The sequence below is a fragment of the Candidatus Poriferisocius sp. genome (assembly GCF_965204145.1).
In the GTDB taxonomy this organism is placed as follows: domain Bacteria; phylum Actinomycetota; class Acidimicrobiia; order Acidimicrobiales; family Bin134; genus Poriferisocius.
Map to the genome: position 1 here is coordinate 3,049,861 of NZ_OZ241977.1, position 26,499 is coordinate 3,076,359.

The 26,499-nt window shown below is 67.0% G+C and carries 28 protein-coding genes and 1 pseudogene; 11 read left to right on the forward strand and 18 right to left on the reverse strand.

Annotation, left to right across the window (positions count from 1 at the left end):
• Positions 1 to 56: 56 nt before the first annotated feature.
• A complete protein-coding gene (locus ACOGI7_RS14105) occupies positions 57 to 386 on the forward strand; it encodes a hypothetical protein (RefSeq protein ID WP_419849392.1) in 330 nt (109 codons plus the stop codon).
• Complete coding sequence (locus tag ACOGI7_RS14110; RefSeq protein WP_419849393.1) at positions 361 to 813, forward strand: YbaN family protein; 453 nt, start codon at positions 361 to 363, stop codon at positions 811 to 813. The genes ACOGI7_RS14105 and ACOGI7_RS14110 overlap by 26 nt, the downstream gene beginning before the upstream one ends.
• Before the next feature lie 140 nt (positions 814 to 953).
• Here ACOGI7_RS14110 and ACOGI7_RS14115 read toward each other — a convergent pair whose 3' ends face one another.
• Entirely contained in the window at positions 954 to 2,261 is a 1,308-nt protein-coding gene (locus ACOGI7_RS14115; protein WP_419849394.1) for an acyl-CoA dehydrogenase family protein, read from the reverse strand.
• 77 nt (positions 2,262 to 2,338) lie between these two features.
• Here ACOGI7_RS14115 and ACOGI7_RS14120 point away from each other — a divergent pair, with 77 nt between their 5' ends.
• The 4 genes and pseudogenes from ACOGI7_RS14120 to ACOGI7_RS14135 all read left to right on the forward strand — a co-directional run.
• Positions 2,339 to 3,622, forward strand: coding sequence for a cytochrome P450 (locus ACOGI7_RS14120; RefSeq protein ID WP_419849395.1), 1,284 nt, complete (start codon positions 2,339 to 2,341; stop codon positions 3,620 to 3,622).
• Between the two features lie 83 nt (positions 3,623 to 3,705).
• Positions 3,706 to 3,903 (forward strand): hypothetical protein, encoded by a 198-nt coding sequence (locus ACOGI7_RS14125; RefSeq protein WP_419849396.1) that lies wholly within the window; start codon positions 3,706 to 3,708, stop codon positions 3,901 to 3,903.
• 385 nt (positions 3,904 to 4,288) lie between these two features.
• Positions 4,289 to 5,032: a fibronectin type III domain-containing protein gene (locus ACOGI7_RS14130; protein WP_419849397.1), complete on the forward strand. Its 744-nt coding sequence runs from the start codon at positions 4,289 to 4,291 to the stop codon at positions 5,030 to 5,032.
• A gap of 103 nt (positions 5,033 to 5,135) precedes the next feature.
• Positions 5,136 to 5,255 (forward strand): annotated as a pseudogene (locus ACOGI7_RS14135) (3-phosphoglycerate dehydrogenase); the annotation flags it as partial.
• Positions 5,256 to 5,362: 107 nt separating this feature from the next.
• On the opposite strand, the gene ACOGI7_RS14140 reads toward ACOGI7_RS14135, so the two are convergent.
• From ACOGI7_RS14140 to ACOGI7_RS14200, 13 genes are all read right to left on the reverse strand, one after another.
• Entirely contained in the window at positions 5,363 to 6,472 is a 1,110-nt protein-coding gene (locus ACOGI7_RS14140) for a phosphotransferase family protein (RefSeq protein ID WP_419849398.1), read from the reverse strand.
• Positions 6,473 to 6,509: 37 nt separating this feature from the next.
• Entirely contained in the window at positions 6,510 to 7,694 is a 1,185-nt protein-coding gene (locus ACOGI7_RS14145) for an amidohydrolase family protein (RefSeq protein WP_419849399.1), read from the reverse strand.
• Positions 7,691 to 8,632, reverse strand: a complete 942-nt coding sequence (locus tag ACOGI7_RS14150) for an aminopeptidase P family N-terminal domain-containing protein (protein WP_419849400.1) — start codon at positions 8,630 to 8,632, stop codon at positions 7,691 to 7,693. Before ACOGI7_RS14150 ends, ACOGI7_RS14145 begins: the two co-directional genes overlap by 4 nt.
• A gap of 34 nt (positions 8,633 to 8,666) precedes the next feature.
• On the reverse strand, positions 8,667 to 9,890 hold the full coding sequence (locus tag ACOGI7_RS14155; RefSeq protein WP_419849401.1) for a M24 family metallopeptidase: 1,224 nt from the start codon (positions 9,888 to 9,890) through the stop codon (positions 8,667 to 8,669).
• Positions 9,891 to 9,894: 4 nt separating this feature from the next.
• Positions 9,895 to 10,728 carry an enoyl-CoA hydratase gene (locus ACOGI7_RS14160; RefSeq protein WP_419849402.1) on the reverse strand — a complete coding sequence of 278 codons (834 nt, stop codon included), beginning with the start codon at positions 10,726 to 10,728 and terminating at the stop codon, positions 9,895 to 9,897.
• Positions 10,729 to 10,736: 8 nt separating this feature from the next.
• Positions 10,737 to 11,918 carry an acyl-CoA dehydrogenase family protein gene (locus ACOGI7_RS14165; protein ID WP_419849403.1) on the reverse strand — a complete coding sequence of 394 codons (1,182 nt, stop codon included), beginning with the start codon at positions 11,916 to 11,918 and terminating at the stop codon, positions 10,737 to 10,739.
• A gap of 33 nt (positions 11,919 to 11,951) precedes the next feature.
• Complete coding sequence (locus tag ACOGI7_RS14170; RefSeq protein ID WP_419849404.1) at positions 11,952 to 12,233, reverse strand: hypothetical protein; 282 nt, start codon at positions 12,231 to 12,233, stop codon at positions 11,952 to 11,954.
• A gap of 26 nt (positions 12,234 to 12,259) precedes the next feature.
• Entirely contained in the window at positions 12,260 to 12,484 is a 225-nt protein-coding gene (locus tag ACOGI7_RS14175; protein ID WP_419849405.1) for a hypothetical protein, read from the reverse strand.
• Between the two features lie 296 nt (positions 12,485 to 12,780).
• On the reverse strand, positions 12,781 to 13,452 hold the full coding sequence (locus ACOGI7_RS14180) for a metal-dependent transcriptional regulator (protein ID WP_419849406.1): 672 nt from the start codon (positions 13,450 to 13,452) through the stop codon (positions 12,781 to 12,783).
• Positions 13,453 to 13,462: 10 nt separating this feature from the next.
• Entirely contained in the window at positions 13,463 to 14,833 is a 1,371-nt protein-coding gene (locus ACOGI7_RS14185) for a class I adenylate-forming enzyme family protein (protein WP_419849407.1), read from the reverse strand.
• A complete protein-coding gene (locus ACOGI7_RS14190) occupies positions 14,830 to 16,542 on the reverse strand; it encodes a class I adenylate-forming enzyme family protein (RefSeq protein WP_419849408.1) in 1,713 nt (570 codons plus the stop codon). Before ACOGI7_RS14190 ends, ACOGI7_RS14185 begins: the two co-directional genes overlap by 4 nt.
• Positions 16,543 to 17,472: an LLM class F420-dependent oxidoreductase gene (locus ACOGI7_RS14195; protein WP_419849409.1), complete on the reverse strand. Its 930-nt coding sequence runs from the start codon at positions 17,470 to 17,472 to the stop codon at positions 16,543 to 16,545.
• 23 nt (positions 17,473 to 17,495) lie between these two features.
• Entirely contained in the window at positions 17,496 to 18,809 is a 1,314-nt protein-coding gene (locus ACOGI7_RS14200) for a xylulokinase (protein ID WP_419851517.1), read from the reverse strand.
• 18 nt (positions 18,810 to 18,827) lie between these two features.
• On the opposite strand from ACOGI7_RS14200, the gene ACOGI7_RS14205 reads away from it, so the two are divergent.
• Together ACOGI7_RS14205 and ACOGI7_RS14210 are read left to right on the forward strand one after the other, a co-directional pair.
• The gene (locus tag ACOGI7_RS14205) at positions 18,828 to 19,799 is read left to right on the forward strand and encodes an NAD(P)-dependent oxidoreductase (protein ID WP_419849410.1); all 972 of its coding nucleotides are present in this window, start codon (positions 18,828 to 18,830) and stop codon (positions 19,797 to 19,799) included.
• Entirely contained in the window at positions 19,796 to 20,455 is a 660-nt protein-coding gene (locus tag ACOGI7_RS14210; RefSeq protein ID WP_419849411.1) for a class II aldolase/adducin family protein, read from the forward strand. Before ACOGI7_RS14205 ends, ACOGI7_RS14210 begins: the two co-directional genes overlap by 4 nt.
• A 3-nt stretch (positions 20,456 to 20,458) precedes the next feature.
• On the opposite strand, the gene ACOGI7_RS14215 is transcribed toward ACOGI7_RS14210, so the two are convergent.
• Positions 20,459 to 21,028 carry a nuclear transport factor 2 family protein gene (locus ACOGI7_RS14215; RefSeq protein ID WP_419849412.1) on the reverse strand — a complete coding sequence of 190 codons (570 nt, stop codon included), beginning with the start codon at positions 21,026 to 21,028 and terminating at the stop codon, positions 20,459 to 20,461.
• Positions 21,029 to 21,132: 104 nt separating this feature from the next.
• Here ACOGI7_RS14215 and ACOGI7_RS14220 point away from each other — a divergent pair, with 104 nt between their 5' ends.
• Together ACOGI7_RS14220 and ACOGI7_RS14225 are read left to right on the forward strand one after the other, a co-directional pair.
• Complete coding sequence (locus tag ACOGI7_RS14220) at positions 21,133 to 22,281, forward strand: thiolase C-terminal domain-containing protein (protein WP_419849413.1); 1,149 nt, start codon at positions 21,133 to 21,135, stop codon at positions 22,279 to 22,281.
• Complete coding sequence (locus ACOGI7_RS14225; protein WP_419849414.1) at positions 22,278 to 22,694, forward strand: Zn-ribbon domain-containing OB-fold protein; 417 nt, start codon at positions 22,278 to 22,280, stop codon at positions 22,692 to 22,694. Before ACOGI7_RS14220 ends, ACOGI7_RS14225 begins: the two co-directional genes overlap by 4 nt.
• 25 nt (positions 22,695 to 22,719) lie before the next feature.
• Here ACOGI7_RS14225 and ACOGI7_RS14230 read toward each other — a convergent pair whose 3' ends face one another.
• From ACOGI7_RS14230 to ACOGI7_RS14240, 3 genes are read right to left on the reverse strand one after another with little or no spacing between them, the layout of a single operon-like run.
• Complete coding sequence (locus ACOGI7_RS14230; RefSeq protein ID WP_419849415.1) at positions 22,720 to 23,490, reverse strand: SDR family NAD(P)-dependent oxidoreductase; 771 nt, start codon at positions 23,488 to 23,490, stop codon at positions 22,720 to 22,722.
• Positions 23,491 to 23,508: 18 nt separating this feature from the next.
• Positions 23,509 to 24,810, reverse strand: a complete 1,302-nt coding sequence (locus ACOGI7_RS14235; RefSeq protein ID WP_419849416.1) for a cytochrome P450 — start codon at positions 24,808 to 24,810, stop codon at positions 23,509 to 23,511.
• A 59-nt stretch (positions 24,811 to 24,869) separates the two neighbouring features.
• Entirely contained in the window at positions 24,870 to 25,703 is an 834-nt protein-coding gene (locus tag ACOGI7_RS14240) for a hypothetical protein (RefSeq protein WP_419849417.1), read from the reverse strand.
• 232 nt (positions 25,704 to 25,935) lie between these two features.
• Between ACOGI7_RS14240 and ACOGI7_RS14245 the strand changes: the two genes are divergently transcribed.
• Positions 25,936 to 26,493 (forward strand): orotate phosphoribosyltransferase, encoded by a 558-nt coding sequence (locus ACOGI7_RS14245; RefSeq protein WP_419849418.1) that lies wholly within the window; start codon positions 25,936 to 25,938, stop codon positions 26,491 to 26,493.
• The last annotated feature ends 6 nt before the right edge of the window (positions 26,494 to 26,499 follow it).

Consider the following 26,499-nt stretch of genomic DNA (forward strand, 5'->3'; position numbering starts at 1 on the left):
TGAAACCCACTATCCGGTGAGACGGCGATGGACTCTGGGTGGGAGACTGAGGGTGAATGACCGTTGACACCGCTCCGGCCGAAGTCGAGGTTCCCAATACGGCTGAGCGCCGGTTCAGCCAGTCGATGGTGGTGTCGGGAACCCGGTGCCTGCTGACCTACTTGGTGTTCCCGTATCTGCTGCCGGTGCTGGGGTTGGCCGACTCGGTAGGACCCGCCATAAGCGTGCCCATCGGGCTGGTGGCCATTGTGTTCAACGGGCTGAGCATCCGGCGGTTCTGGCGGGCCGACCACCGGCTGAAGTGGCCGGTGAGCACGGTAAACGTTCTGGTGATCGGGTTGCTGTGCTACCTGACTGTGCGTGACCTCGTCGAGCTCGCCGGCTGAGCCCGGCGATCCCGCTGTTCTGAGCCACTCCAAAGTGGCCCGCAACCCGCTGGTGCGGGGGCTGTGGGTTGTCGGCGGGCTGGTGTGCGTGGCGGTGGGGGCCATCGGGGTGATCGTTCCCGGGCTGCCGTCGACGGTTTTCTTCATCATGGCCGCCGCCGCGTTCTCTCGGTCGAGCGAGCGAATGGAGAGGTGGGTGCTGAACCTGCCCGGCGTGGGCAAGCTGGTGGCCGACTACCGATCGGGACTGGGAATGCCGTGGCGAGCGAAAGTCATTGCCGGGACCATGATCGTGGTCGCAGTGGGGCTGAGCACGGGCTTGGCGATTGGCTCGTGGACATGGCGAGGGGTCGTGATCGGGTTGGGAATCGTGGGACTGGCGTACATCTTTGGCCGAGTGCCGACATCAAAACCAGCTGTCAAATAATTTCAGCCACTTCCGATGCATTTCAGGTATCCTAGAGATGGAGCCGGGGTGGGGTTTCCAAGCTTTCGTCCGCTCTGCCCCACCCCGGCTTCTGTTGGCCAGTGTAGGCACAGCGCCCTCCAAAAGGAAACGCCTTTTTGCTAGAGGTTGGCGATTTCGTGTTCTATTCGGGATTCGATGTATTGGCGGGCGTTGGCTATGCGGGTGGGGAGGTGCATGGAGGGGAAGAGGCCGTCGGAGGGCTTGTAGGACTTGAGGATCTGCTTGGCGATGGTGTCTTTGTGCACCTCGGTGGGGCCGTCGGCGATGCCCATGACCGGGCCGCTCATCCACATTGAGGTGAGGGGCATGAGGTTGGACACGCCGAGCGAGCCGTGGGCGTGCATGGCCCGGTACACCACGTCGATCAGCACCTTGGGAGTGGCCACCTTGACGCCGGCAATGTGCTGGCGGACCTTGGCGTAGTCGCCCTCGTTATCGATCAGCCAGGCGGTGTGGAGCACCTGGAGGCGGAACTGCTGGATCTGGATCCATGAGTCGGCGATCCAGTGCTGGATGGACTGCTTCTCGCCGATGAGCGAGCCCTTGGTCTCCCGCGACAGCACCCGCTCGCACATCATGTCGAGGGCCCGCTGGGCCACGCCCACCGAGCGCATCCCGTGGTGGACCCGGCCGCCGCCGAGGCGGGTCTGGGCGATCTTGAAGCCCGACCCCTCGTCGCCCAGCAGATTCTCAGCGGGCACCCGCACGTCATTGAACCGGAGATAGGCGTGGTCGCCGTCTTCCAGGTCTTCGGTGCCGAGGCCGACATTGGCCACCACCTCGATGCCGGGGGTGTCGGTGGGCACCAGCATCATCGACGAGCCCCGGTACACCGACACGTCGGGGTTGGTGATGAGCATGACGATCATGAACTTGGCGTATTTGAAGTTGGAGGCGAACCACTTCTCGCCGTTGATCACCCACTCGTCGCCGTCGCGGTGGGCTCGGCAGGTGAAGTAGTTGGGGTCGGAGCCGCCCTGGGGCTCGGTCATGGCGTAGGTGGAGGAGATCTTGCCGTCGAGCAGGGGCTGGAGGTAGAGCTCCTTCTGCTCGTCGGTGCCGTAGTGGGCGATGATCTCGGCGTTGCCGGAGTCGGGGGCCTGGCAGCCGAACACCACCTGGGCCCACAGCGCCCGGCCCAGGATCTCGTTCATCAGGGCCAGCTTCACCTGGCCGTAGCCGAGGCCGCCGAGGTGGGGACCCATGTGGCAGGCCCACAGGCCGTTGTCCTGCACCTGTTTCTGGAGCGGGCGGATCAGGGCGTTGGCCGTGTCGTTGGTGCGGTCGAAGGGGTTGACCTCGCCCCGGAAGTAGAGGTCGATGGGCTCGATCTCGGTGGTGACGAAGGTGTCCATCCAGTCGAGCTTCTCTTGGAATTCGGGCTCTACAGAAAAATCAATGGCCATGGGACTACCGCACTCTCTGGGTTGGACTTAAAGTGACTGCCTATGAAGTTCGAGACTTGGTATAGCAGCGGCTTGACATGAAGTTCGAGATGACTCCGGGCGAGATTTTAGCCGCCGCCCGAGCCCCCGAACCCGGTGACGAAGGGTACGACCCGTTTAACGCCTTCGACCAAGCCCAGGGGGCCGAGCACTCCATCAATCCCTATGAGGTGTACACCGAGCTCTTGGCCCAGTGCCCGGTCCACCGGGGCAGCGTGTCGGAGATGCTGGGAGCGGTGAGCGTGAGCGATCTGATGGCCGGGGAGCGGCAGATCGTGAACGTGCTGTCGTACGACGGCGTGGAGGCGGTGCTGCGGGACGGGGCCACGTTCTCGTCGGCGGGGTATGCCGAATCGATGGGACTGGTGATGGGCCACACCATCTTGGAGATGGACGAGCCCGAGCACGGGCAGTACCGCAAGCTGATCCAGCAGGCGTTCACCCGCCGGGAGATGGAGCGGTGGGAGCACGACATTGTGAACCCGGTGCTCGACCACTACATCGATGCTTTTGTGGACCGGGGGCGGGCCGATTTGGTGGGCGAGCTGATGTTCGTGTTCCCGGTTCATGTGATCGCCATCGCCTTGGGGCTCCCGGAGGCCGACCTGCCCGCCTTCTACCGGCGGGCGGTGGAGATCACCAACATGGCCAGCGAGATCGAGCGGGGATTCGCGGCATCTCAGTGGCTGTATGCCTACCTGGAGCCGGTGGTGGAGGACCGGCGGGCCGAGCCACAGGGGGATCTGATCAGCCTGCTGGCCCACGCCGAACTGGACGGGCAGCGGCTGACCAACGACGAGATCATCGCCTTCTGCCGGTTGCTGCTGCCCGCGGGGGCGGAGACCACCTATCGGGCGGCCAGCAACATGATGGTGGGGTTGCTGTCGGATCCGGCCCAGTTGGAGGCGGTGCGGGCCGACCGGTCGCTGGTTACCGCCGCGGTGGAGGAGGCGCTGCGGTGGGAGGCGCCGCTGACCGGCGTCTCCCGCACCGCGACAGCCGACGCGGTGGTGGACGGCATTGAGATCAAGGCCGGGTCGGCGGTCAACACCTCGCTGGGCTCGGCCAATCACGACCCCTCCCGGTGGGACGATCCCGAGCGGTTCGACGTGTTCCGCCAGCCCAAGGGCCACATGGCGTTCGCCACCGGGCCGCACTTGTGCCTGGGGATCCACCTGGCCCGCATGGAGATGCGAGCAGTGTTGGAATGCCTATTGGATCGCCTGCCCGGCCTTCGCTTGGACCCCGGCGTCGAACCGCCGGAAATCGTGGGCTTGGCCTTCCGAGCCCCCGCCGCGCTGTCGGTGGTGTGGGACGCCTAGTGCCTCCGGCCAGAAGACAGAGTTAGGGAACTATATACCTGGCTAGCCAAATGGCGTTGACCAGGTGAAACATAGGAGTCTAGTTGGCCGCCGACACGATTGTCACGACGAACAGGACGGTGAGAAGAAACGTGACGATGTTGATAACGACACCGGCTATCGCCAGCCCCCTTTACGGCAACCCCTCCCTGTTGGCGGTGCGCCAGCCGATGATGCAGAAGGTGACGCTGAGCACGAATATGCCGAACCCGACAGAGGACCGCGTGAAGCGGAACCTCTAGGCAATCTGGATGTGCCGCGCCGTAAGGCGTGGTCCGGTGACGGCCAGCCCCGTACCGGCTAGGAGGCGGTCAGGACAAGGCACCGACCGTTACACAGGCACTACTTGCTACACGGAAGTGGCTTGGCTAGCCAGGCATATAGTTCCCCTCCCGAAGTTTGATACTCTTGCCGCCATGAACTCCACACCCCCCCCCCCCAGAAAACCCCCCGCAACGAACCCAAACCCAACCCCGAATAGCAAGACGCGACCCGCCGCACCAACCCACAACCCCCACCGGTGGATCCAGGTTTAGAAAATCTGTTGCCGTCGTCGCTGTCGCTCTGGCGGCAGCGACACTCGGCCCCGGCTCAGCGGTCGCCGTCGAGCCGGTAGAGCTGCCGCCTTTGCCGCCCACCGAGCTACAGGTGGACGCGGCCGGAAACGGCCTCACCGTCAGCTGGCAGGCAGCCACGACCGGCACCACGCCGACCGGCTACAAGGTGCGCGTCAACCCCGACTGCGGCCAGCGCAAGACCAAGACCGTCAGCGCAGACACACTGTCGGTGACGTTCGCCAAGGTCAAGCAGTGCGACACCTACAAGGTGTGGGTCAAGGCCCAGCACAGCGCAGGCAGCAGCGACAAGCTCGCCACGACATGGCAGCGGCCCCAAGCCCAAGGACTCGACGTCGAGCCGGTAACGGAAGCCGACGAAGCCGACCAGCCGGTACTGATGCGCTGCTCCACGCCGTCAGAATCCGGCTGCGTGCCCATCGCCGACGCAAGCAACGATCCAAACCTTGCCGAGGTGCTGCGCTGCTTCCAGAACCCGCTCGACTGCGAGTACGCCGAGGAAAGCGGCAACACTGGTGACGGCTGCTACGCGATTGTGCTCCAACGACACTCCCATTTTCGCTCCACAAGCAGCAACACCGGAAGCTGGTACCGCACCCCGTGTTTCCCTCTGGAATACAGGCGACTGTACGATGCCTCAGCACGCACTAGCTCAAGGTTTCAAGCGATCAAGTGGTACCCCACCTACCCACCCGACCCCATCTGCGTAGACGGCGGCGAAGGCGGTCGCACCTATCACCCATCCATAGACAAGCAAGTCACGGACTGGCGGTTCTACAACTGCCGTCCCCAATAGAACGCTGACGGCTTCGCCGGGCTGTTCCTCGATCCACGGGGGAGCGGCCCGGCGTTTGGTGTCATGGTGTGCCTTTGGCTCGGTTCTGTTGGCGTGCGAGGCCGACGAGTGCAAGGGGCCGGTGTTCGAGCACCCGCTGCGGGCAGTGGCCTCCACCCGGGGCGACCCCACCAACGTGGACGTGGCCGGCGCTACCGAAGCGGGCATTCCGGACTTATCGACCAGATTGAAGCTGATATTGCAGACCCCTCTATGGCTGCTCCCTCGGCTGCTCGACGCGCTCGGGCGAACCACTAGGCCAAGGCCAAGCACGCCAAACGGCAGTTGCCGCTAGAGAGGGGTGGTTTGAGCCAGGGCGGCGGCGTCGCGGGCAAGGTCTAGAACGACGCGGCCGAAGGCTTCCATTCTCGGGTTGTCGGCGCCGCCGGCGACGAAGCGGGCGTAGCCGCCCTCCAGCACGATGGCCAGCTTGAAGCGGGCCAGGATCACGTAGTAGTCGATCTCGTCGACGTCGCGGCCCGACATGGTGGCGTAGCGCTCCAGCAGGTCGTCGCGGAAGGGCAGGCCTTCGTAGTCGACGTAGCCCACCGTGGGGCGGCCGGCTTCGTTCTCGGGCCAGTTCATCACCACCCAGGCCAAATCCAGCAGCGGGTCGCCCACGGTGCCCATCTCCCAGTCGACGATGGCGGCCATCCGGGCGGGCGCGCCGTGGTGGAACATCACATTGGCGAACTGGTAGTCGCCGTGCATGATGCCGGGCGTGTAGCTGCGGGGGGTACGGCCCCGGAGCCAGTCGCCGGCGGTGTCGAGGCCGGGGATGTCTCGGAACTTGAAGCGTTCGAGGTGGGCGTACCAGCGGTCGACCTGGCGCTCGTGGAAGCCGTCGGGGCGGCCGAGGCCTTCAAGGCCATTGGCCTGCCAATCCACCTTGGACAGCCGGGCGATGGCATCGACCAGCTCGTAGGCCAGACCGGGGCGGGCATCGATGTCGGACCCGAATGGCTCGGGCCATCCGGGCTCGCTGATGGGCGACCAGCCGTCGACGAAGTCCATGAGGTAGAAGGCCGCCCCGATAACGCTGGTGTCGTCGGTGCCGCCGGCGGCCCGGGCGTGGGGGACGTCGGTGTCGGCCAGGGCGGAGAGGATGCGGAACTCCCGCATCATGGTCTCGTTGCGGCCGTCGGGAACCTTGCGGGGTGGGCGGCGCAGGGCCCAGCGGTGCTCGCCCCGGCAGATCTCGAAAATCTCGTTTGATGCGCCGCCGGAGATGAACCGGCTGGTGATGGGCTCGCCCTGGCCGGGCAGGCCCTGGGCGTCCATCCACTCCCCCAGCGCGACCGGCTCGATCAGCCCCTTGGTGCGCTCGGCCTCGGAGGCCTCATCGGTGTCGGAGCGCGAGAAGACGCTGGAGTCCGTGGTTTGCTCTGGTTGTTCGCTCATGCGGCAGGTCGAAGCGTGAGGAGCTCTTTGAGGTTGTTCATGCGGCTGGCCTCAAGGTGAGCAGTTCCTTCAAATTCTCGGACATGACCTTTTTCTGGTCTTCGGGGCTGCGGTGGGCCACTTCCTTGATGAAGTCGAGCGGCTTGCCCAAGCCCTCGGGGTGGGGGAAGTCGGAGCCGAACAGCACTCGGTCGATGCCGATGTGGTCGATAAGGCCGGGGATGTCCTCCTCATAGAAGGGGCTCACCGAGATGTGGCGGCGGAAGGTTTCCACCGGGTCTTCGGCGAATTCCTGGGGCATCTTGCCGTAAGCGTGCGACAGCTCGAGCAGCAGCGGGGCCACCCAGGTGGAGCCGTTCTCGATGCAGGCCACCCGCACGCTGGGGTGACGCTCGAACAGGCCGTGGCAGATCATGGCGGCCATGGTGTCGAAGATGGGACGGCCGTGGCTGATGACGGTGCGAAAGGCGCCGGGTTTGAACGGCAGGAACTCATCACGGCCGCCCTCCCAGTCGCTGGCGTAGGCGTCGTAGCCGGAGTCAGAGGCGTGGCAGGTGACCAAGATCCCGGTTTGCTCCACCGCATTCCAGAAGTCGTCGAACTCCGGCAGGCCCATGGAACGGGAGCCCCTCACCCCCGGCACCGGGGCGGGGCGGATCAGCACGGCTCGGGCGCCGTTTTCCACGCACCACTCCAGTTCCTCGATGGCCCGGCGGGGATCGGGCAGGGTGATGATCGGGGTGGGGAAGATGCGGTCGTGATAGTTGAACGTCCACTCGTCGAGCATCCACCGGTTGAAGGCGCTGATGGCGGCGTGGGTGAGGTTGATGTCGTCCTTCATCCGCTCTTCGAGCAACGAGGCCAGGGTGGGGAACAGCAGGGTGGCGTACACCCCCTGTTCGTCGAGCAACTTGACGCGGTCTTCGGGATTGCGGAAGGCGGGCAGGCAGCGGATGGGCTTGCCGGTGAACTCCCGCAGGGTCATGCCGTCGGGGTTGTTGCCCCGGTAGTACTCCTCCCACGCGCCGGGGGCGGCCACCACCTCGAAAGTGGGGTTGGGGATGTACTCGCTGATCTTGTTGTTGATGGCGATCTTGGTGCGGCCCTCGACGTCCACGTAGCGGATGGCGGTGCGGTAGCGCTCGGGGAGGTGCCGGGTGAAGGCGTCGATGGGCTCGTAGAGGTGGTTGTCGGCGTCGTAGGCGTGGTAGTCGAGGTTCATGGCTCCTCCGGGGAGAGGATTTCGGGTGTTGATTCGGTGATGAGAACCGTGTCGCGAGCATATTCGGCGCCGGTGGCAGCGCTCACGCTGAGCACCATATGGGCTTCGAGGACTTCGTCGGTGCCGTAGCGGGCGTTGATCACCGGGGACTCGAATCCCATGCCCAAGCCCCGAATGAGCCAATCGCCGTCGGGGGCGACGCGGCGCAGGTCGTGGCCGGTGGCGCCGGGGACGCAGGCGGCAATGAGGGCGGCGTGGGGGCGGGCGTCGGGGGGCGGGCCGCCGACGGTGCGGCCCAGGCCGCCCTCATAGTGGGACCGGATGCAGCTGAAGTCGACGACGGGTCCGCGCACTCGGGGCTCTCCGGCGGGGGTGGACGAGCCGGCGAGGGCCATGGCCTCAACGCCGGCAGCCAGGCGCTGGGCGTCGCTGCCGGGGTGGGCGACGGCCGCTTGGGCACCGGCGGCGGCCACGGCGCAGGCGGCCCGGATGGCGTCGATCTCCGAGGACAGCTTGGTGCGGCGGGCACCGAGCAAGACGTCGTCGACGGGGACGATCTCGGCCTCGGGCGCCACCGCGCCGAGCAGCCCGGCCATGCCCGGCGACCAGGCGTCGACCCCTACCCGCTGGGCGGTGGCCATGCCCGGGTTGGCGGCTAGGCGCTGGTAGATGATGGCCCCGTTCCAGGTGATGCCGTGGAGGTGGTCGAGATCGATGTCGTCGGGGACGCCCTCGTCCCAGGTGGACAGCAGGAATATCTCGCCGGTGGCGACATTGAGGGTGCAGACCGGGCCGAACGGGCGGGTGCCGGCGGTCCAGAGCTGGTGGGCACCGGTGATGTAGTTGATGTGGTCTTGTCGCCCGGCGACCAGCATGTCGATCCCGGCGGCAGCCAGGGCGTCGACGGCTCGGGCCCGGCGCTGGAGGTGCAGGCTCATCGCGGCACCTCGAAGGGGTCGTAGGGGTGACGAATCATCGCGGCACCTCGAAGGGGTCGTAGGGGTGGCCGCCACCCAGGGGGATCCAGCCGTCTTCGGTGACGGCCACGATCTCCTCGGCCCGGTAGCCACCGGTGCCGTCTTCCCAGATGGCGGGCTCCAGCACCAGCACCATGCCGGGCTCCAGGGTGTGGGCGGCGTCGAAGTCGGGGCCGTTGTCGGTGCCCAAGAAGGGCATCTCGGCGCTCTCGATGCCCACCCCGTGGACGAGGTAGAAGTGCGGCATCCAAGGGCGCTCGCCGTCAGATCGGTGGGGGGCGTCGGCGGCGGTGGCCGCGGCGCACACCTCGGCAAAGGTGGCCCCAGGGGCGATGGCCTCATAGGCCGCGTTCATCACAACCAGCCACCGCAGGAAACAGCGCTGCTCAGCGGGGGTGGGCCAGCGGCCGACCGTCCAGGTGCGTCCGAAATCGGAGGCGTAGCCGTGGTAGTCGCTGCCGGAGTCCACCCAGATGAGATCGCCTTCGGCATAGACGGGGTCGCCCGACCAGGTGGGGAAGGCCAGGTGCCCGGTGGTGGTGCGGGGGCCGTCGGCCATGCGGCGGGCCATGGGCTGGAAGATGACGTCGATCATGTTGGCGTCGATGCCCTCCTCCCGGAGGCGGCGGAGGAACACCGCGGCCAGCTCGCTGCGACGCACGCCGGGGACCAGAGCCTCGTACACCGAGGCCATGGCCCGGTTGGTGCGGGACTGGGCCTGGTGGATGCAGGCCAGCTCGTCGATGGTCTTGTGGAGCTTGACCGCGGCCATGGTGTTGGCCGCGTCGGCGATCTCGGCCCCCGACAGCACGCCGGTGCGGCGCATGGCCCCGGTCATGAGGTCGATGCCGATACGCCCGCCGCGCGCTGTCTTGCCCAGGATGGCGTCGAGCTGGGCGCCGAGGTCGGCGGCGCCCTCGTCGATGTCGGGCCAGACGGCGGGATGGGAGTCGACGTCGAGGCCGTCGGGATCGCCGCCCAGTAGGCAGGGCTGGGGATGATCGGCCAGCACCACGGCCACCGGGCGGGTGGCCGATGCGTGGGTGACGTCGGCGGCTTTGGGCAGACAGTCGGTGGCGTAGGCCACGTGGGGGCCGTGGAGCAGCACGAGGGCGTCGAGCCCGTCGGCGGCCATCTGGGCCTGGAGCTTGGCGTACCGCTCCCGGCGCAGTCGCCCCACGTCGAGCTCTAACTCGGGGGCGGCTTTGACGATGGGCACGGGCCTACGAATCCCGGTGCTCGGCGAAGACTTCCTTCATCGAGGACTTCTGCATGCGCCGTTCCAGCGCGCCCAGGGCGGTGTCGGTGTTGTGCATCCAGTGGTGGGCCATGAAGTGGTAGTCCCAGGAGTCTTTCTGGCCCATCAGCTCGAGGGTCTTGTTGATGGACCGCTTCACCACCGCGGCGGTGGCGGGGGGAACCAGGGCGATGGCCTCGGCCATCTCCTTGGTGGTGGCGGCCAGCTCGTCGCGGGGCACCACCCGGTTGACCATGCCCAGACGCTCGGCATCGGCCGCGGAGATGGTCTGGGCCGTGAGCAGGAACTCCTTGGCCTTGCGGGGGGGCATCTCCCAGGGCTCGATGAGGATCTCCACCGCGGCGCCGGTCATGCGCAGCACCGGGTTCTGGAAGGAGGCGTCTTCGGAGGCCACGATCAGATCGCACATGGCCGCCAGCATCACCCCCGCGGCGATGCACTTGCCGTGGACGGCGGCGATGGTGGGCTTGGGGAAGTCTCGGATGCGCAAGCAGCGGTCGAAGTACATGGTTTTCTCGTGGAGGAACTTGCCCTCCGGGGTGTCGCGCATGAGCCGCCACTTGTCGGGCTCCACGTCGCCCACCAGCGCCTTGAGGTCGTGGCCGGCGGAGAAATGGCGGCCGTTGGCGGCCATTACCACCACCCGCACCTCGTCGTCGGCCTCGGCCAGGTCGAAGGCGGCGTCGAGCTCGTCGATGAGCTGGGTGTCCTGGGCATTGGCCACATCGGGCCGGTTCAAGGTGATGGTGGCCACGGCCTCATCGACTTGGTATTGGATGGTGTCGAAGGCGGTGCTCATGGGTGCTCCTAACGGGGCTCTCGGGGGAGGCCCAGGGTGCGCTCGGCGATGATGTTTCGCTGGATTTCGCTGGTTCCGGCGAAGATCGTCGCGGCTTGATAGTACAGCCAGGAGCGCTGCCAGCGACCCTCGCCGGGGTTGTGGGGGTCGCCCCGCCACAGGGGGGCAGCGGCGCCCAGCACGTCCATGGCCGTGCGGTGCAAGCGCTGGCTCATCTCGCTCCAGAAGAGCTTGGCGGTGGCCGACTCCGGGCCGTGGTCGCGGCCGTGGGCCAGCCGGGACAGAACCCGCCAGTTCTGAAGCTGGAACAGGCGGACCTCGATGTAGGAGCGAGCCAGGGCCTGGCGGATCACGGGGTCTTGGTTGCGGCCGGTGTCGGCCGCCAGGCGGAACAGCTCTTCGAGCAGCTGGAGGTGGATGACGAGCTGGCGGGGGTTGGTGCCCCGCTCCACGGTGAGGGTGGACTGCGACACCCGCCAGCCGTTGCCGGGCTCGCCGATCACCTGGTCGTGGGCCACGAACACGTCGTTGAGGAAGACCTCGTTGAAGTTGGACTCGTCGGTGATCTGGCGCAGGGGGCGGATGTCCACCCCGGGGGCGTGCATGTTCACCATGAAGACGGTGATGCCCCGGTGCTTGGGCTCGTCGGGGTGGGAGCGGGCCAGGCACAGGCCCCAGTCGGCGAACTGGGCGTAAGACGTCCACACCTTCTGGCCGCTGAGCCGCCATCCGCCGTCGGCGGGAACGGCCCGGGTGGACAGCGACGCCAAATCGCTGCCGGCATCGGGCTCGCTGAACAGCTGGCAGAAGAGCTGCTCGGCGGGAAGGATCGAGGGGAGCCAGCGCTGTTTCTGCTCGTCGGTGCCGTGGGCCAGCAGGGTCGGGCCGATCAGGTTCACGCCGAGGCGCCCGACCAGCTCGGGAGCCCGAGCCCGGGCCAGCTCCTCTTGGACGATGTAGTGATGGAGCGGGCCGGCCCCCCGACCGCCGAACTCAACCGGCCAGGAGACGCCCACGAAGCGGGCTTCGGCCAGAGCGGCCTGCCATTTGCGGAGATAGGCGACCTCCTCGGCCAGATCGTCGAACAGCGGCGGCAGGCCTTGGCCGTACTCCCAGGGAAGATTCTGCTGGAGCCACTGACGGCACTCGTGTCGCAGCGCCTCCTGATCCGGTGTGGGAGTTAGGTCCATATCTGAGGACCGTCAGACCTCAATTCGCTATCGCTACCGAGGATCGTTCTGAAGATGGCAAGTGCCCACACCGAAAACCGACTCCACATCTTCGATGGCCGAAAGGACTGCTTGGGACCTAGAAGAAGCCTCACGATCGAAATCGAGATAAAAGACGCCGTCGACGCGGCTAAGGACCGCGTCGTCACAACCTGCTTCATGCAAGGCATCATGATCAGCGTCATCAAGGTCCGCAGCCCCGTTCAACACCAGTACGAATTGGTACGTGCTGGCTGGCAAAACTGTTGATCCGCTCTCGATGGATGTTTGCGTCATAGGTCAATCTCCAAGTGTGCAAGACCCTAGCAGTGGGGACATTTCTTCAAGGCTCGCAATAGCTGCTTGGCGTGGTCGCCTGCGTTGCGGGGAGTGCCCTTGATCCACACCCGGCAGAGCCCCGAAGGGCATAGGGCACTGCCCCAGGTATGGGATGACCCGCCCGAGGCCACCACAATGCTCCAACCCTCTTGTTGGAGCTTGGCGATGGCCCGGCGTACCTCCTTTTTTGAATGGAGACCCTTTGTCATGTCGAAATCCGTTCACGCTGGACCCAAGATCGGTCAGGCTGCGATGGCGTTGATCTGGAATCGGCGGGGGACCATCAGCAAATGCTGGGATATCCGTGCGATGGCACTTCGGCCCCAGACCGCTGACGCTTCGATATGACAATGAGAAGGAGGCCAGACCACCTGAAGTCGGCGAGATGGCCGAGTGCTCAGGTTTCCCTGCGCAGGCGGTTGGTTCCGCGCCTCCCCTCGGTCCCAACGATAGGTGGTAGGGGTGACATCATCACCTCATTTTCTGCAAGGGGCGACCGCCCCGATTAGGCGGCGGTGACGAAGATGCGCTCGCTGGCGAAGCCGCCGATGCCGACGTGGTTGCCGTCGATCTCCACGGTTGTGGTGCCGTCGGGGGAGGAGGCGGTGATGGTCCCTTCGGCGCCGGGGACTACTGAGGAGCCCTCGAGGAAGTCGAGCAAACCCTCGGTGAACTCAAGCTCTTCGGTTATGCGGGTGACTACAAACCGCTGGCCCACCTCGATCTTGGCCAGTGCCTGGGTTGGGGGGGCCTGGTAGGCAGAACCGGGGATGGGGTTGCCATGAGGGCAGGTGGTGGGATCGTCGAGCACCCGCATCATGGCCTGCTCCACCAGAGGGGAGATGACGTGCTCCCACTTGCCGGCCTCGGCGTGGGCGTCGGCCCACGACAGGCCCAGCACCTGGGTGAGGAACACCTCGGCCAGACGGTGGCGGCGCACCACCCGCTCAGCCAGGTCCATTCCGTCGGGAGACAGTTCGATCGACCGACCCTTCAAGGTGACCAGGCCCTCGGCCTCCAAGCGGTGGATCATCTCGGATACAGCAGGGCGGGACACGTCGAGGCGCTCGGCCACCCGAGCCTGGATGACGTCTACGTCGTCTTCGGCCAGCTCGAAGATGGTCTCGCAATACTCTTCGAACGCCGGGTGCCACTCGGGGGTCTGGTATTGGGCCACGACTGGGAGTTTATCGGGTTGGGGGGCGGAGTTTTTCGGCCAACTGGGTACGGTCGGGTTTTCCCGAGGGCATCGTGGGCATGTCGTCGATCGGGATGATGCGCTCGGGGGTCATGAAGCGGGCGGCGCCGGACTCGGCGAACCAGCGGCGGCACTCCTCCAGGTCGAAGGATCCATCGACCACAACGAAGGCGGCCACCCGCTCGCCGAGTCGGTGGTCGGGCTCCCCCAGTACCACGGCCTGCCCCACCGCCGGGTGAGCCTCCAGGATGGCCTCCACCTCGTTGGCATCGATGTTCTCGCCACCCCGGATGATCTTGTCGCCCAGCCGTCCGACGACGGTAAGAAAGCCGCCTTCATCGATCTGGCCCAAGTCGCCGGTGCGGAACCAGCCGTCGTCGGTGAAGGCAGCGGCAGTGTGGGCGGGGTCTAGGTAGCCGACGGTCACCTCGGGGCCGTGGACCTGGATCTCGCCGTGCTCGTCAATCCTGATCTGGGTAGGCGAGAACGGGCGGCCATCGGTGTTGGCCATGCGCTCGGGATCGTCGTCGTTGGTGCAGGTGGTGACGGTGGGTGCCTCGGTGGAGCCGTAGGCCCGCTTGACGATGCAGCCGAAGGCCTCTCGGGCCCGATGCACAAAGGCGGGGGTGACACTGGAGCCGCCGATGGAGAGGAATCGAAAGGAGGCGGTTCGGCTGGGGCTGAAGTCGGGGTGGTCCATGAGGTCGTTGAAGAAGGTGGGCGGGCCGATCATGTAGGTGGCCTGCTCCTGCTCGATGAGCCGCAGGGCCTCCCCCGGGTCCCAGCGGGCCATGAGCACGGTCTTCATGGAGAGCGCGCCGGGGATGAGCACGCCGTGCAGGAGGCCGGCCACGTGGGCCAGCGAGGCCGGGAACAGCACGGTGTCGTCGGCGGTGAGGCCGCTGATGTGGATGTATTGGCGGACCTTGTAGGCGATGGAGGCCTGGGTGTGGACCACTCCCTTGGGGACGCCCGATGAGCCGGAGGTGAACATGATGAGGGCCCGGTCGTCGGGGTTGGTTGGGGCGGGGGGATGGGGAGAGAGGTCGCCGGCGGCGTGGTCGGTGGGATCGAAAAGCCGGTTGAGGCCGAGCAGGGCGAACGCATGATCCCGCTGGCGGCCGCCGTCGGCGTGGAGCAGGGGGACTGGAACTGCGCCGGCTCGCCAGCAGGCCCGGTAGGCGACTACGCCCTCGGGGCTGGTGGGGAGCTGGAAGGCGGTGGTCTGGCCTGGCTCGAGATCAGCCGACGCCCGGTCGGCCCAGTCGATTGCCTCGTCGGTGGACAGGCGACGGTCGTCGGCGACGATGAAATCGTCCCGTCGGGGCACGACGGTGAGAAGGTCGTGGATGAAGGTCACCCGGTGAAGCGCTCCGTGAGGATCTGTTGGACGCCGATGCGGTCGATCTTGCCCGAGTCGAGCCAGGGCAGCTCGTCGGGGGTGTCGTAGACGGCGAGATGGCGGGGAACCTTGTACGACGCCACCCGCGCCGCGGTGTAGGCGATGAGCTGTTCGGCGGTCAACGACTGGCCGGGTCGCAGCACCACCGCGGCGGCCACGTCTTCCAGCCGGTCGGGATGGGGCACGCCGCAGACGAAGGCGTGCATGACCTCTTCGGGCTCCTCCAGCACCAACTCCACTTCTCGGGGGGCGATGTTCATGCCCGCCGACTTGATGAGATCGCCCATCCGGCCGGTGAAGAAGAAATAGCCGTCGTCGTCGAAGTAGCCGCCGTCGCCGGTGCGGTACCAGCCGTCGGGGGTGAAGGCGTCGGCCCGCTCCACCTTGTACAGCCCGCTCATGAGGGCATAGCCCCGAACCCACACCTCGCCCTGCTCTCCCGTCGGGCAGTCGTCGCCCGTTACCGGATCGACGATGCGGTGCTCCATGCCCGGCACGGTCCAGCCGAACGATCCCCACTTTTCCTCGGGAAGTTGGTTGCCCATCACGCCCAGGGTGTGGGGGCCGAGCGTCTCGGTCATGCCCAGCGAGTTGACCCGCAGCTCGACATCGCCGATCCGCAGCTCGGGGGGCAGGAGCACGTCGAGGCTGCCGCCCCGCACCGAGGACAGGTCACGCTTTTCGAAATCGGGGTGGTCGGTGAGCATCCTGGACATGTGGGGCCAGCCGGCCACGATGGTCACCTGCTCCCGCTCGATGAGAGCCAGAGTCTCGCCAGGGTCGAACCGCTCCTCGAACACCATTGCGGCACCCACGTGGATGGCGGCCACCAGGGTGAACGACATGCCCCCCACCCAGAACAGGGGCATGGGGGTGTAGAGGCGGTCGTCGGGGGTGAGGTCGCGGTACTGCCCCAGATTGTGGGCGTGGCGCACCATCGCCCCCTGGGCATGGATGGCGCCCTTGGGCGCGGCGGTGCTGCCCGAGGTGTACACCACCACGAACTCGTCGGCCGGGGTCACCTGCGCTTCGGCGGCGGCCAAGTGCTCGTCGCTCACCGCCTCGCCGGCGGCCAGCAGATCGTCCATCGACCTGGCCCACGGCCGGTCGGGCTGGCCCCAGGCCCACACTGATCGCAGATAGGGGTGCGAGAGCGAGCGGATGGCGGGATCGTCGCCGGGGTCGGCGATCTCCTCTAGGCGGTCGAGGTAGTCGTGGCCGAGATGGCGGGGGGCGCACAGCAGCACCTGCACGTCGGCGTGGCGCAGGGCCCAGTCGAGCTCGCGGGCCTTGTAGTAGGTGTTGAGCATCACGCCGAGGGCGCCGATGCGGCCGATGGCCAGCCAGGCGGCGATCCAGTCGGGGCCGTTGGGGGCCAGCAGCCCCACCCGGGTGCCCTTGCCCACACCGATGGCCAGCAGCCCCTTGGCAATGGCGGCTGAGGCGGCATCAGCGTCGGCGTAGGTCATGCGCTGGTCTTCCAGCACGCCCAAAAGACGCTCGCCGTGGGCGTGTACCGCCGCCCGGATCATCGCCGGAATGGTCGGCTCGTAGGACGGGAACTCGATCGGATCGGTCGGGGCGGGAACCGGCAGGATAACGGGGCCGATCGGGGCGGGAGCGGGGTCAGGCAACCCGACGGGACCGGTCGGGGTGGGGTCAGGCATTTAGGTGCTCTGGGAGGGGGCGATGACGGTTTCGCCGTAGCGGCGCATGGTGTCGAGGGTGGCTTCGATGTCGTCGCCGGGGAGGTTGACGGTGATCCAGGTCACCCCCAGCGCTTCGAGGTCGGCCAGGGCGGCGATGTGGGCGTCGGCGTCGAAGTCGGGATCGGCCGGTCGGCCGCCGACGTGGTTCAGATAGCTGACATCGATGTCGGCGGGGTCGCGGCCGGCCTCGTCGACATAGGTCCACAGCTCGTCGAGCAGGGCCGCCAAGTCGTCCAGGGTCTCCAGCGGCGGGGTCCGGGCCGTGGTGGCCAACACCCGGGGAGCGGGGAACGGGGTCCAGCCGTTGGCCACGGTGGCCACCCGCCGGCGGGCCCGCTTGGAGTTGCCGCCGATCCAGATGGGCGGGTGGGGCTTCTGGACCGGCTTGGGGTTGGCGGTTTGGCCCAGCGCGGTGAAGGTGCTGCCCTCGTAGGCGAAGTCGTCGGTGGTCCAGATGCCGATCATGGCCTCGAGCGCCTCGTCGAAGATCTGGTTGCGGTTGTTGAAGTCGACGCCGAGAGCCTTGAACTCGCCCTTGAGGTAGCCGGAGCCGGTGGCGAAGATGAACCGGCCGCCCGAGAAGGCGTCGACGGTGGCGATGGCCTTGGCCATGATGAACGGGTTCCGGTAGGGCACCACCACGATGTTGGGGATGAGCTTGATGCGGTCGGTGACCGCGGCGCAGAAGGCCAGGGCGGCGAACGGGTCCACGGCGTCGTGGCCACCGGCGTTGAGCCAGCGGTCGGTGGGCGCGGGATGGTCGGTGAAGCCCAGTCCGTGGAACCCGGACTCCTCGGCGGTGCGGGCGAAGTCCACCACGCCCTGCTTGGTGATCAGCCTCTGGTCCCAGGGGTGGGCCACCATCGGAAACGTCACTGCGAACTTCATGGATCTCCTCTTTTGTGCGCGCCTTACTGTGCAGCACCGATGCGAGCGTCGCAAGCGGCGCGCCATTGGGGGTAGCGGCGGTTGCAGGCCTCGGCCCAGTCGGCCCGGGGCTCCACTCGGCGACCGGTGCGGGCCCAGCGGCGGGCCTCGACCCAGTCGCCGGACTCCAAGCCAGCGGTGATGCGGGCCAGCCAGGCCGCTCCCCTCGCGGCCCCCTCGGGCACGGCGGTGACGTCTACCGGCAAGCTGGTGGCGTCGGCCAGGGCCTGCATCCAGCGCTCGACCTGGGTGCCCCCGCCCACGGCCACAATGCGCTCGGGGCTGATGCCGGCCAGATCGAGGTGGTGGCGGACCACGAACCCGGCGGCCTCGTAGCCGGCGGCCAGCACGTCGGCGGGACCGTGGCCCACATCCAGGCCCACCAATGCGGCCCGCAGGTCGGGGTCGTGGCGGGGGGTGCGCTCACCCCGGATGTAGGGCACCCACAGCGGCACGCGGTCGGGGTGGTGCGGCTCATCCTCCGGATCGCCGGTGAGGGCCCGGACCTGCTCCAGAAACAGGCCTCCGGCGTTGCTCGGCCCGCCGATGGCGGACAGGCCGGGTTGGAGGTGCGGGATGGTCCACAGCCCCTCGGCCTCGGGCCACCCCTCGCCCACCGCCCAAGTGATGAGGGTGGTGCCGCAGATCACCAGCACGTCGCCCGGCAAATCGGCCCCGGCCACGAGCTGCTCAGCCAAGGCGTCCACGGTGCCGGCGGACACCGGGGCATCGCCCCGCTCTCCGATGGGGGTGGAATCCATCGCTAGATGGGGGAGCTTGCCGGGATCGCACCACTGGGCGTCCCAACCGTCGGCCCCAAACGCGGGCAGGCAGGTCATAGCCGTGACCCCGTCGATGGCAGCGGCTCCGCACAACGCGTGGCTGGCCACCGCCTGCGCCGGCCAGTAGGCATGGGCGTCGGGCACAGCCTGCTCCAGTGAGCGCAAGAAGCCGACGAACTCGCCGTCAGGGTGGTGTCCTCGGTGGTCGCCGTACAGGATTCCCGGCGAGACCGGCATCCCGTTGCGGTCGACCGCGGCCAGCGACGGAACCATGGCGGCCAAGCCGATGCCCGCCACTTTGTGCCCGGCCGAAACGGTCTCGCAGGCCTCGACCACGCTGGTGGCCCACACCGCGGCGGCATCGTGCTCAAGCACCGCCGGAGAGGGGGCGTTGACGTCGTGGGGGATGCGGGCTCGGGCCTGGACACCGCCGTCCTCGTCGACGGCCACCGCCTTCACCGAGGTGGTGCCAATGTCGATGCCCACCGTGACCTCGACTGCTTCAGCCACGGTCATAAACCCTACGCTCATAGCGTGAGCAGACCGAGAGCGCTGGTGACCGCTCCGCTGCGGGGGCCGGGCTTGGACCGGCTGCGGGAGGTGGCCGACGTGGAGTTCGATCCGTGGATCGAGCACCAGCCCTTCCGTCTTTATCGTGCCGATGACTTGGCCGCCCGGTTGGCGGCGGTGTCGGCCGACCTGCTGGTGTGCGAGGCCGACGAGTGCAAGGGGCCGGTGTTCGAGCAGCCGCTGCGGTTGGTGGCCTCCACCCGGGGCGACCCCACCAACGTGGACGTAGCTGGCGCCACCGCGGCGGGCATTCCGGTGCTCCATGCCCCGGGGCGCAACGCCGATGCGGTGGCCGAGATGGCGGTGGCGCTGATGTTTGCCGTCAGCCGCCATGTGGTGATGGGCGACCGGGACATGCGGGCGGGCACGGTGTTCGCCGGCTCCATCCCCTATCAGCGGTATCGGGCCTGGCAGGTGGCCGGCCGCACCGTGGGGCTGGTGGGGCTGGGTGCAGTGGGACGGGCGGTCAAATGGCGCTTCGAGGGTCTGGGGATGACGGTGATCGCCCACGACCCCTACCAGTCCGACGCCGACTGTGATCTGGATGAGCTACTGGCCACTGCCGACGTGGTGTCCATGCACGCCCCGGTCAACCCGGAGACGACGGGGATGATCGGCGCTGAGCAGTTCGCCGCCATGCGGCCGGGGACCGTCTATGTGAACACCGCCCGGGCCGCACTGCACGACACCGACGCCCTGGTGGAGGCCCTGGCGTCGGGCCATCTGGGGGGCGCGGGGCTCGACCACGTGCAGGGGGAGATTCTCCCGCCCGACCACCCGCTGACCACCCTCGACAACGTGGTGCTGACCCCCCATGTGGGCGGCGCCACCTACGACACCGAGGTGAACCAGACCGACATGGTGGTGGAGGACATCTGCCGGCTCCTGGCCGGTGAGCGGCCCTACCGCTTGGCCAACCCGGAGGTGTGGCAATGACCGAAAACGCCGACATTCGAGCCCAGGTGGTGGCCGCGGCCCAGGCCATGGACGCGGCCGGGCTGGTGGTGGGCACCGCGGGGAACGTGTCAGGCCGGGCCGACGACGGGATGATCTGGCTGACCCCGTCGTCGCTCCCCTACGACCAGGTGAGCATGGACAACCTGGCGGCAGTTGACCTGGACGGGAACCTGTTGGAGGGCACGTCTCGGCCCTCCACGGAGAAGGCCATGCACTTGGCCTGCTATCGGGCATTCCCGGAGGTGGGCGGGGTGGTGCACTGCCACCCGATACACGCTTCGATGTTCGCGGTAGCCCACAAGAGCATCCCTGCGGTGATCGAGGAAGTCATCGTGTACCTGGGCGGAGATGTGCCGGTGTCCGACTACCGGCCCACCGGCTCCGATGAACTGGGCGACGAGGTTGTGCGCCATCTGGCCGACCGCTCGGCGGTGCTCATGGCCAACCACGGCATGCTGTGCATCGGCGAATCGCCCGACCACGCCCTCCACGCCGCCCTGGTAGCCGAGCACACCGCCCGCATCGTCTGGGGCGCCAGCCGCCTCGGCGACCCCGTCGACCTCCCCGAAAAAGCCCGCACCGACTTCGAAGGCGTCTACACCTACCTCCGCACCGAAACCTGGTCGGCGCCGTAGTAGCTAAACGGCGGCGAGTTCTAGGGGGGCGATTTCTTCGAGGCTGATGGGGCGGTCGGCGACGCCTTCAAAGGCATCGTTGGCGGAGTAGACCTCTTCGCCCCGCAGGCGGGCCTCGGGATCGTCTAGATCGACGGGCCACACGATGCCCATGCGGGCTTGGGCGAGGTAGTAGGAGTCCACGTCGGGAACCTCGATTCCCATGGCCTCCAAGGTGCGGCCGGGGTAGGCCATGCTCATCACGCCCTCCGTGAACACCGCATCGTCGTCGGCGATGACCCGGTCGCAGTCGAACTCGAGGCGGTGGGCGCCGGTCTGCACGATGCTGCGGTCGTAGAAGCCTCGGATGGCGTCGCGGTCACCGCCGGGGCTGGCGATGGGATCGTCGGGGTTCGACCAGATGATGTACTGGGGCTTCTCGCTGAGGGTGGCCACCACCCCTTCGATGTCGGCCTGGGCCTCGCACTTCATGTGGGCCAGCACCAGCTCCAGCACATGGCGCCGCCGGGGGTTGGTCTCAGCCTCCAGCTTCTCGGCCACCAACCGCCACGTCTTATTCGGATTCATCTTCATCGGGTTCCCCTCCCAGGCTGTTCCCTCCCCTGACGATAGATGCTGCACTGCGCCCGCGTCACAAGCAGGGAGTGCGGGAACTCGGCCAGTAGTGTCGCTGAGCGATGAGCGATCGGGAGTTTGCCGGGCAGACGGCCATTGTCGGCATTGGGGGCAGCGATTTCGCCGGGCTGTACCGCACGCCGGACCCGGAGCGGACCGGGGAGGCGCTAGCCACCGAGGCCATCGCCGAGGCCATCGCCGATGCCGGGCTGGAGAAGTCGCAGATCGACGGGCTCATCACCGGAGGGCTGCCCCACTATGAGCCGGTGGCCTACCGCACCGGGCTCACCGACGTGCGCTTCGTGGTGGACTACCCCGGAGCCGGGCGCATGTGCGCCATGGCGCTGATGCACGCCGCCACCGCGGTCCACCACGGTCTGGCCGACTACGTGGTGCTGTTCAACTCGGTGGTGTTCCGCAGCCAGGGCGTCAAGTTCGGGGCCCAGGGCCAGGGGCTGCTGTACGACTCGATCTACGGCATGGCCTCGCCGGGGGCGCAGTACTCGCTGGCCTTCACCCGCTACCAGGCCGAATACGGGGGCACCGAGGAGCAGCTGGGGGCGATTCCGGTGGCCATCCGCTCGCATGCCCGGATGACTCCGGGGGCCATCATGCAGCAAGAGATGACCATCGACGACTACCTGGCGTCCCGGTACATCGCCCAGCCGCTGCGCTTGTTCGACTACTGCCTGATCAACGACGGGGCGGTGGCCTACGTGGTGACCACTGCGGAGCGGGCCCGCGACCTGGCCCATCCCCCCGTGCTGATCGCCGGCACCGCGGGGCGGGCCAATTTCCGGGAGTGGTACGTGGACTTGGGGTTCTGGGACGAGGCCTGCCGGTCGATGAAGGCCGATCTGTTCGACCCGCTGGGGGTGACCACCGAAGACATCGACTGCCTTCAGGTGTACGACAACTTCAGCGTGTCGGTGCTGTGGGGGCTGGAGGGATTCGGGTTCGCCCCCAAGGGCCAGGGTTTGGAGTGGGTGCAGAACGGCCGTATCGCACTCGGCGGGGAGCTGCCGATCAACACCAGCGGGGGGATGTTGAGCGAGTCGTACCTCCAGGGGTGGAACCAGCACGCCGAGGCGGTGCGCCAGCTGCGGGGCCAAGCCGGGGAGCGCCAGATTCCCGACTGTGACTGGTCGCTGTACTGGTGCCTGTCGGCGCTGCCGGGGGCGTCGCTGCTGTGCCGGGACGGGCTGCTGTGACCGAGGGCAGGGATTACCTAAAGCCGCTGCCGACGGTAACCCACGAGGATCGGGAGTTCTGGGCTGCGGCCCGCGAGCACCGCTTCGTGCTGCCGCAGTGCCAGGCCTGCGGGCACGTGTGGTTTCCCCCTTATGCCTCTTGTCCCGCGTGCCTGTCGTTCGACCGGGGATGGACCGAGGCGTCGGGCCGGGGCACGGTGTGGGGCTTCACCATCATGAGGCAGCCCTATATCCCGTCGTTCGAGCCGGAGCTCCCCTACAACGTGGTGCTGGTGGAGTTGGAGGAAGGGCCGATGGTGTACTCCAACCTCGTGGGCATCGACAACGACACCATTGCCTGCGGCTTGCCGGTTGAAGCCGTGTTCGAGGACGCCACCGACGAGATCACCCTCATCAAGTTCCGCCCCGTTTGAGGGCCTGATCCAGATGGTGGGCTGGCTAGATAGTGGTCATGCCGTGGGCGTGGCCAGCGGTGTAGCCGCCGTCGACGGGGAGGGCGACGCCGGTGACGAACGAGGAGTCGTCGGAGGCCAGGAAGAAAGCCGCTCCGGCGATCTCCGAGGGGAGGCCCCAGCGCTTGAGCTTGTGCTGGTCGCGGATGCTGTCGGCGATGGGCCCGAGATGGGGTATCACCGACTGGAACATGGGGGTGTCGATGAAGCCGGGGCAGATGGCGTTGGCCCTGATGTTGGCCGGGCCGTAGTCGTTGGCGATGTTCTTGGTGAGCAGGATCACCCCGCCCTTGGAGGCGTTGTAGGTGCTGCCCCCCTCGCAGCCTTCGAGACCCTCCACGCTGGCGATGGTGATGATGCTCCCCGAGCGGGCCTCCACCATGGGTTTGAGGGCGGCCCGGCACGACAGCATGGTGCCCTTGAGGTTGATGTCCTGCACCCGGTCCCACTCCTCGACGTCGAGCTCGTGAACCTGGCCGCCGCCGGCTACCCCGGCCGCGGTGACCAGCACGTCGAGCCGTCCGTGGTCTTGGATGATCTGGCTCACCAGCTCTTCTTGGGCGTCGGCATCCCGCACATCGACCAGATGAAAGCTTGACGCCGGTGCTGTTTCGGCCACCGCCTTCCAGCCATCGCTTTCGGCAATGTCGGAGCCGATCACCACGGCCCCTTCTTCGGCGAACCGTTCTGCGCTCGCCAGGCCGATGCCCGAAGCCGCTCCGGTGACCCACGCCACCCTGCCCTCTAAACGTCCCATGTTGATTTCTCCTTGTTGTTATGCCAGTAGGCGGACTTGTTGGTGTTTGACGGCGCCGAGGTGGAGGTGGCCGTGGCGTTCGGGCTCGTCGACCAGCTCCAAGCGGGGCAGCACGGGCAGGATGGCCTTGAGCATGGCCCGCAGCTCCCAGCGGGCCAGGTTGGCGCCTAAGCAAAAATGGACGCCGTGGCCGAAGGCCATGTGCTGGTTGGGGTTGCGGCCCACGTCGAAGCGATAGGGATCGTCGAACACCGCGTCGTCCCGGTTGGCCGACGGGTAGAACACCCCCACGGTGTCGCCTTCTCTGATGGTTTGGCCGTGGCGCTCCACTTCGGCGGTGGCGGTGCGGGCGAACTGGATCACCGGGGAGGTCCACCGCAGGATCTCCTCCACCGCCGGCTCGATCAGCGACTCATCGGCCAGGAGGCGGTCGATCTGGTCGCGGTTTTGAAGCAGAGCGGTGACGCCCGAGGTGGTGGCGTTTCGGGTGGTCTCGTTGCCGGCGCCCAGCAGCAGGGTGATGTAGCCGGTGAGCTGCTGGGTGTTGAGCGGGCAGCCGTCGACCTCGCCTTGGACCACGGCGCCGGTGAGGTCGTCGCGGGGCTCGGCCTGGCAGTCTTCGATGATCGTCCCGATATAGGCACTGAAGTCCTTGCCCATTCGGAACCTCAGGTCGTCGAAGGTCTCGCCGGGCTCGGCCCACCGCATGTTCTCCTCGTCGTTGAACGCCATCTCGGTGAACTTGTGGACCTTCGACCAGTCCTCGATGTCGAGGCCCATGAGATCGCAGATGGTGGCCAGCGGCAGCTTCACGGCGTAGTCCAGCACCAAATCGGCTTCGCCGTCGCGCTCCAGAATCTCTACGAACTCGCCGGTGAACCGGGCGGCGTACTGGGCGAGGTGCTCCTCGTGCTCCCGCATGGCCCGGGGGGTGAACCGGCGGGCGGTGAGCAGGCGGAACCGGGTGTGGCGGGGCCGGTCCAAGAACACCATGTCCATGGGCTCGTCGAGATCCCAGCCCAGTTCGGTGAGCCGCCGTTCCCGGCGCTCCCACATGCCCTTGTCCTCTTCGATGGAGGCCAGGCGGAGGCGGGGGCCGCCGTTGATGAACAGCTTGTCGTTGGACGACACCCAGTGGATGTCCTCGTGGCGGGTGATGGCCCAGAACGGCTCGATGTCGGGGCGCTCGTACCAGTGCACCGGGGCTTCGGCTCGCAGCAGATCCCACGCCGCCCATGGATAGCCGCGGTCTTGGTAGAGGTGAGTGGAGTGAATGTCGATCTCGTCGAGCGATAGTGCCCTGGTGTCTGTCATGGTCATGCGTTGCTCCCCCACGCCTTGCTTGCAGAGACATATTGGCAGAGCGGCGTGGGTGGGCTCTAAGTGCTGCCGCTCCTGAGACCCTGCCACAACTTCGAGCGGAGAGGTTCGGGGGCGACGAGTTCGAAGGATTGGTTGTCGAGACGGGCGAAGCCTTCCAGGGGATGGCCGGGGCGCCACCACAGGGCGTTGGGGCTGACCGAGTTGGGACCGGCCAGGTAGCGGATGTAGCTGGCGGCCAGCATGGTGGCGGAATCCTCCACGAACTGCTCGTCGAGCTCGATGGGGCACACCATCACGGTGTGGGCCGCGGGCACGGTGACCACTGCCCCCTGCGGACTGATGTCGGGAACCGTGCGGGCGAAGTCGAGCAGGTGGCCGGTCACGAACAGGGACTCGCCGGTGAACACCCGGACATTGCCGGGCAACTCGCTCCCCTCCAGGGCCGCCAGCGGCTCGTCCATCAAGGTGTTGGCCAACCCGACCGCCATCACCTCGCCTTGCTCGATGCCCCATTCATCGAAGTAGCTGCGGTCTACCGGGCAGGCAGCACCATCCAAATCCACCGACAGACAGGCGGAGAGGCCCAAGGGCAGAGGGTCGCAGACCGGGTCGATCTGGTTCAGATGCTGGGGACCGACCACCCTCACCCGCAGGTCGGGCTGGAGCTTCTGGTAGTCGGCCAGGCGCTCGGCCAGGACCTCGGGGGCGAAATCATCCAGCCGGGCGACGTGGTTGTAGACGATGAGCCGCCAATCTTCGGGCTCGGCCGCGCGGCAGGTTTGGGCCAAATTGGACAAGCCCAGGACACAGTCCATCTTCTCCACGGTCACGGTGCCGTCGGCCTCATCCACGGTGTACCCGCCGAACCGGGCTTGAACGACGCTTTCCACGTGGCTCAGAAAACTGCGGAGTTGCTCGGGCGTCCACCACGGTGCCCAGGCGCAAGAAACAGGCGGAGCAGACACAGGCTCCTCCCCTCACTCTTATATTGAATGGGGGAAGTTTGGGACGACCGTAGCGGACCTAAGCTGGGGATCGCTTGTGGAAATCTAGACAATTCCAATTTATTTCCATTTATTTGAGCGGTCCGGGAATTGTCGGGGGTCTGACTAGGCTGGGGACGTGGCTGACGCGGCGCTCATCGACATCATCAAACGACAGGGACTGCGGAAACTGGACCAGCCGATTGAGCTGGCCAGCGGGGCCATGTCGAGCGATTTCGTTGACGTCAAGGTGGCCCTCTGCCGATGGGCCGACCTTCAGGTGGCATGCCGGGCGATTGTTCAGCAGGTTCGAGACGCCGGCATCGAGTTTGACGCGGCCGGGGGGATGACCATGGGCGCCGACTCGCTGGCGGTGGGCATCGCCGCCGAGACCGGCGGCCATTGGTTCTCGGTTCGAAAGGAACCGAAGAAGCGGGGCACGAGACAGCAGATTGAAGGCACCCCTCTCGGACCGGGCTACCGGGTTTTGCTTCTCGAGGACGCAACCACCACCGGAGGCTCGACCGAGAAGGCCTACCAGGTGGTACGCGACACCGGGGCTGATGTGGTGGCGGTGGCCACAGTCGTCGACCGGGGCGACACCGCGCGGCGCCGGTACGAAGCCCTGGGCGTGCCGTACTTCCCCGCTGTCACTTACACCGACCTGGGCATCGACCCGGTGGTGCCCCCGGGCTAGGTCAAC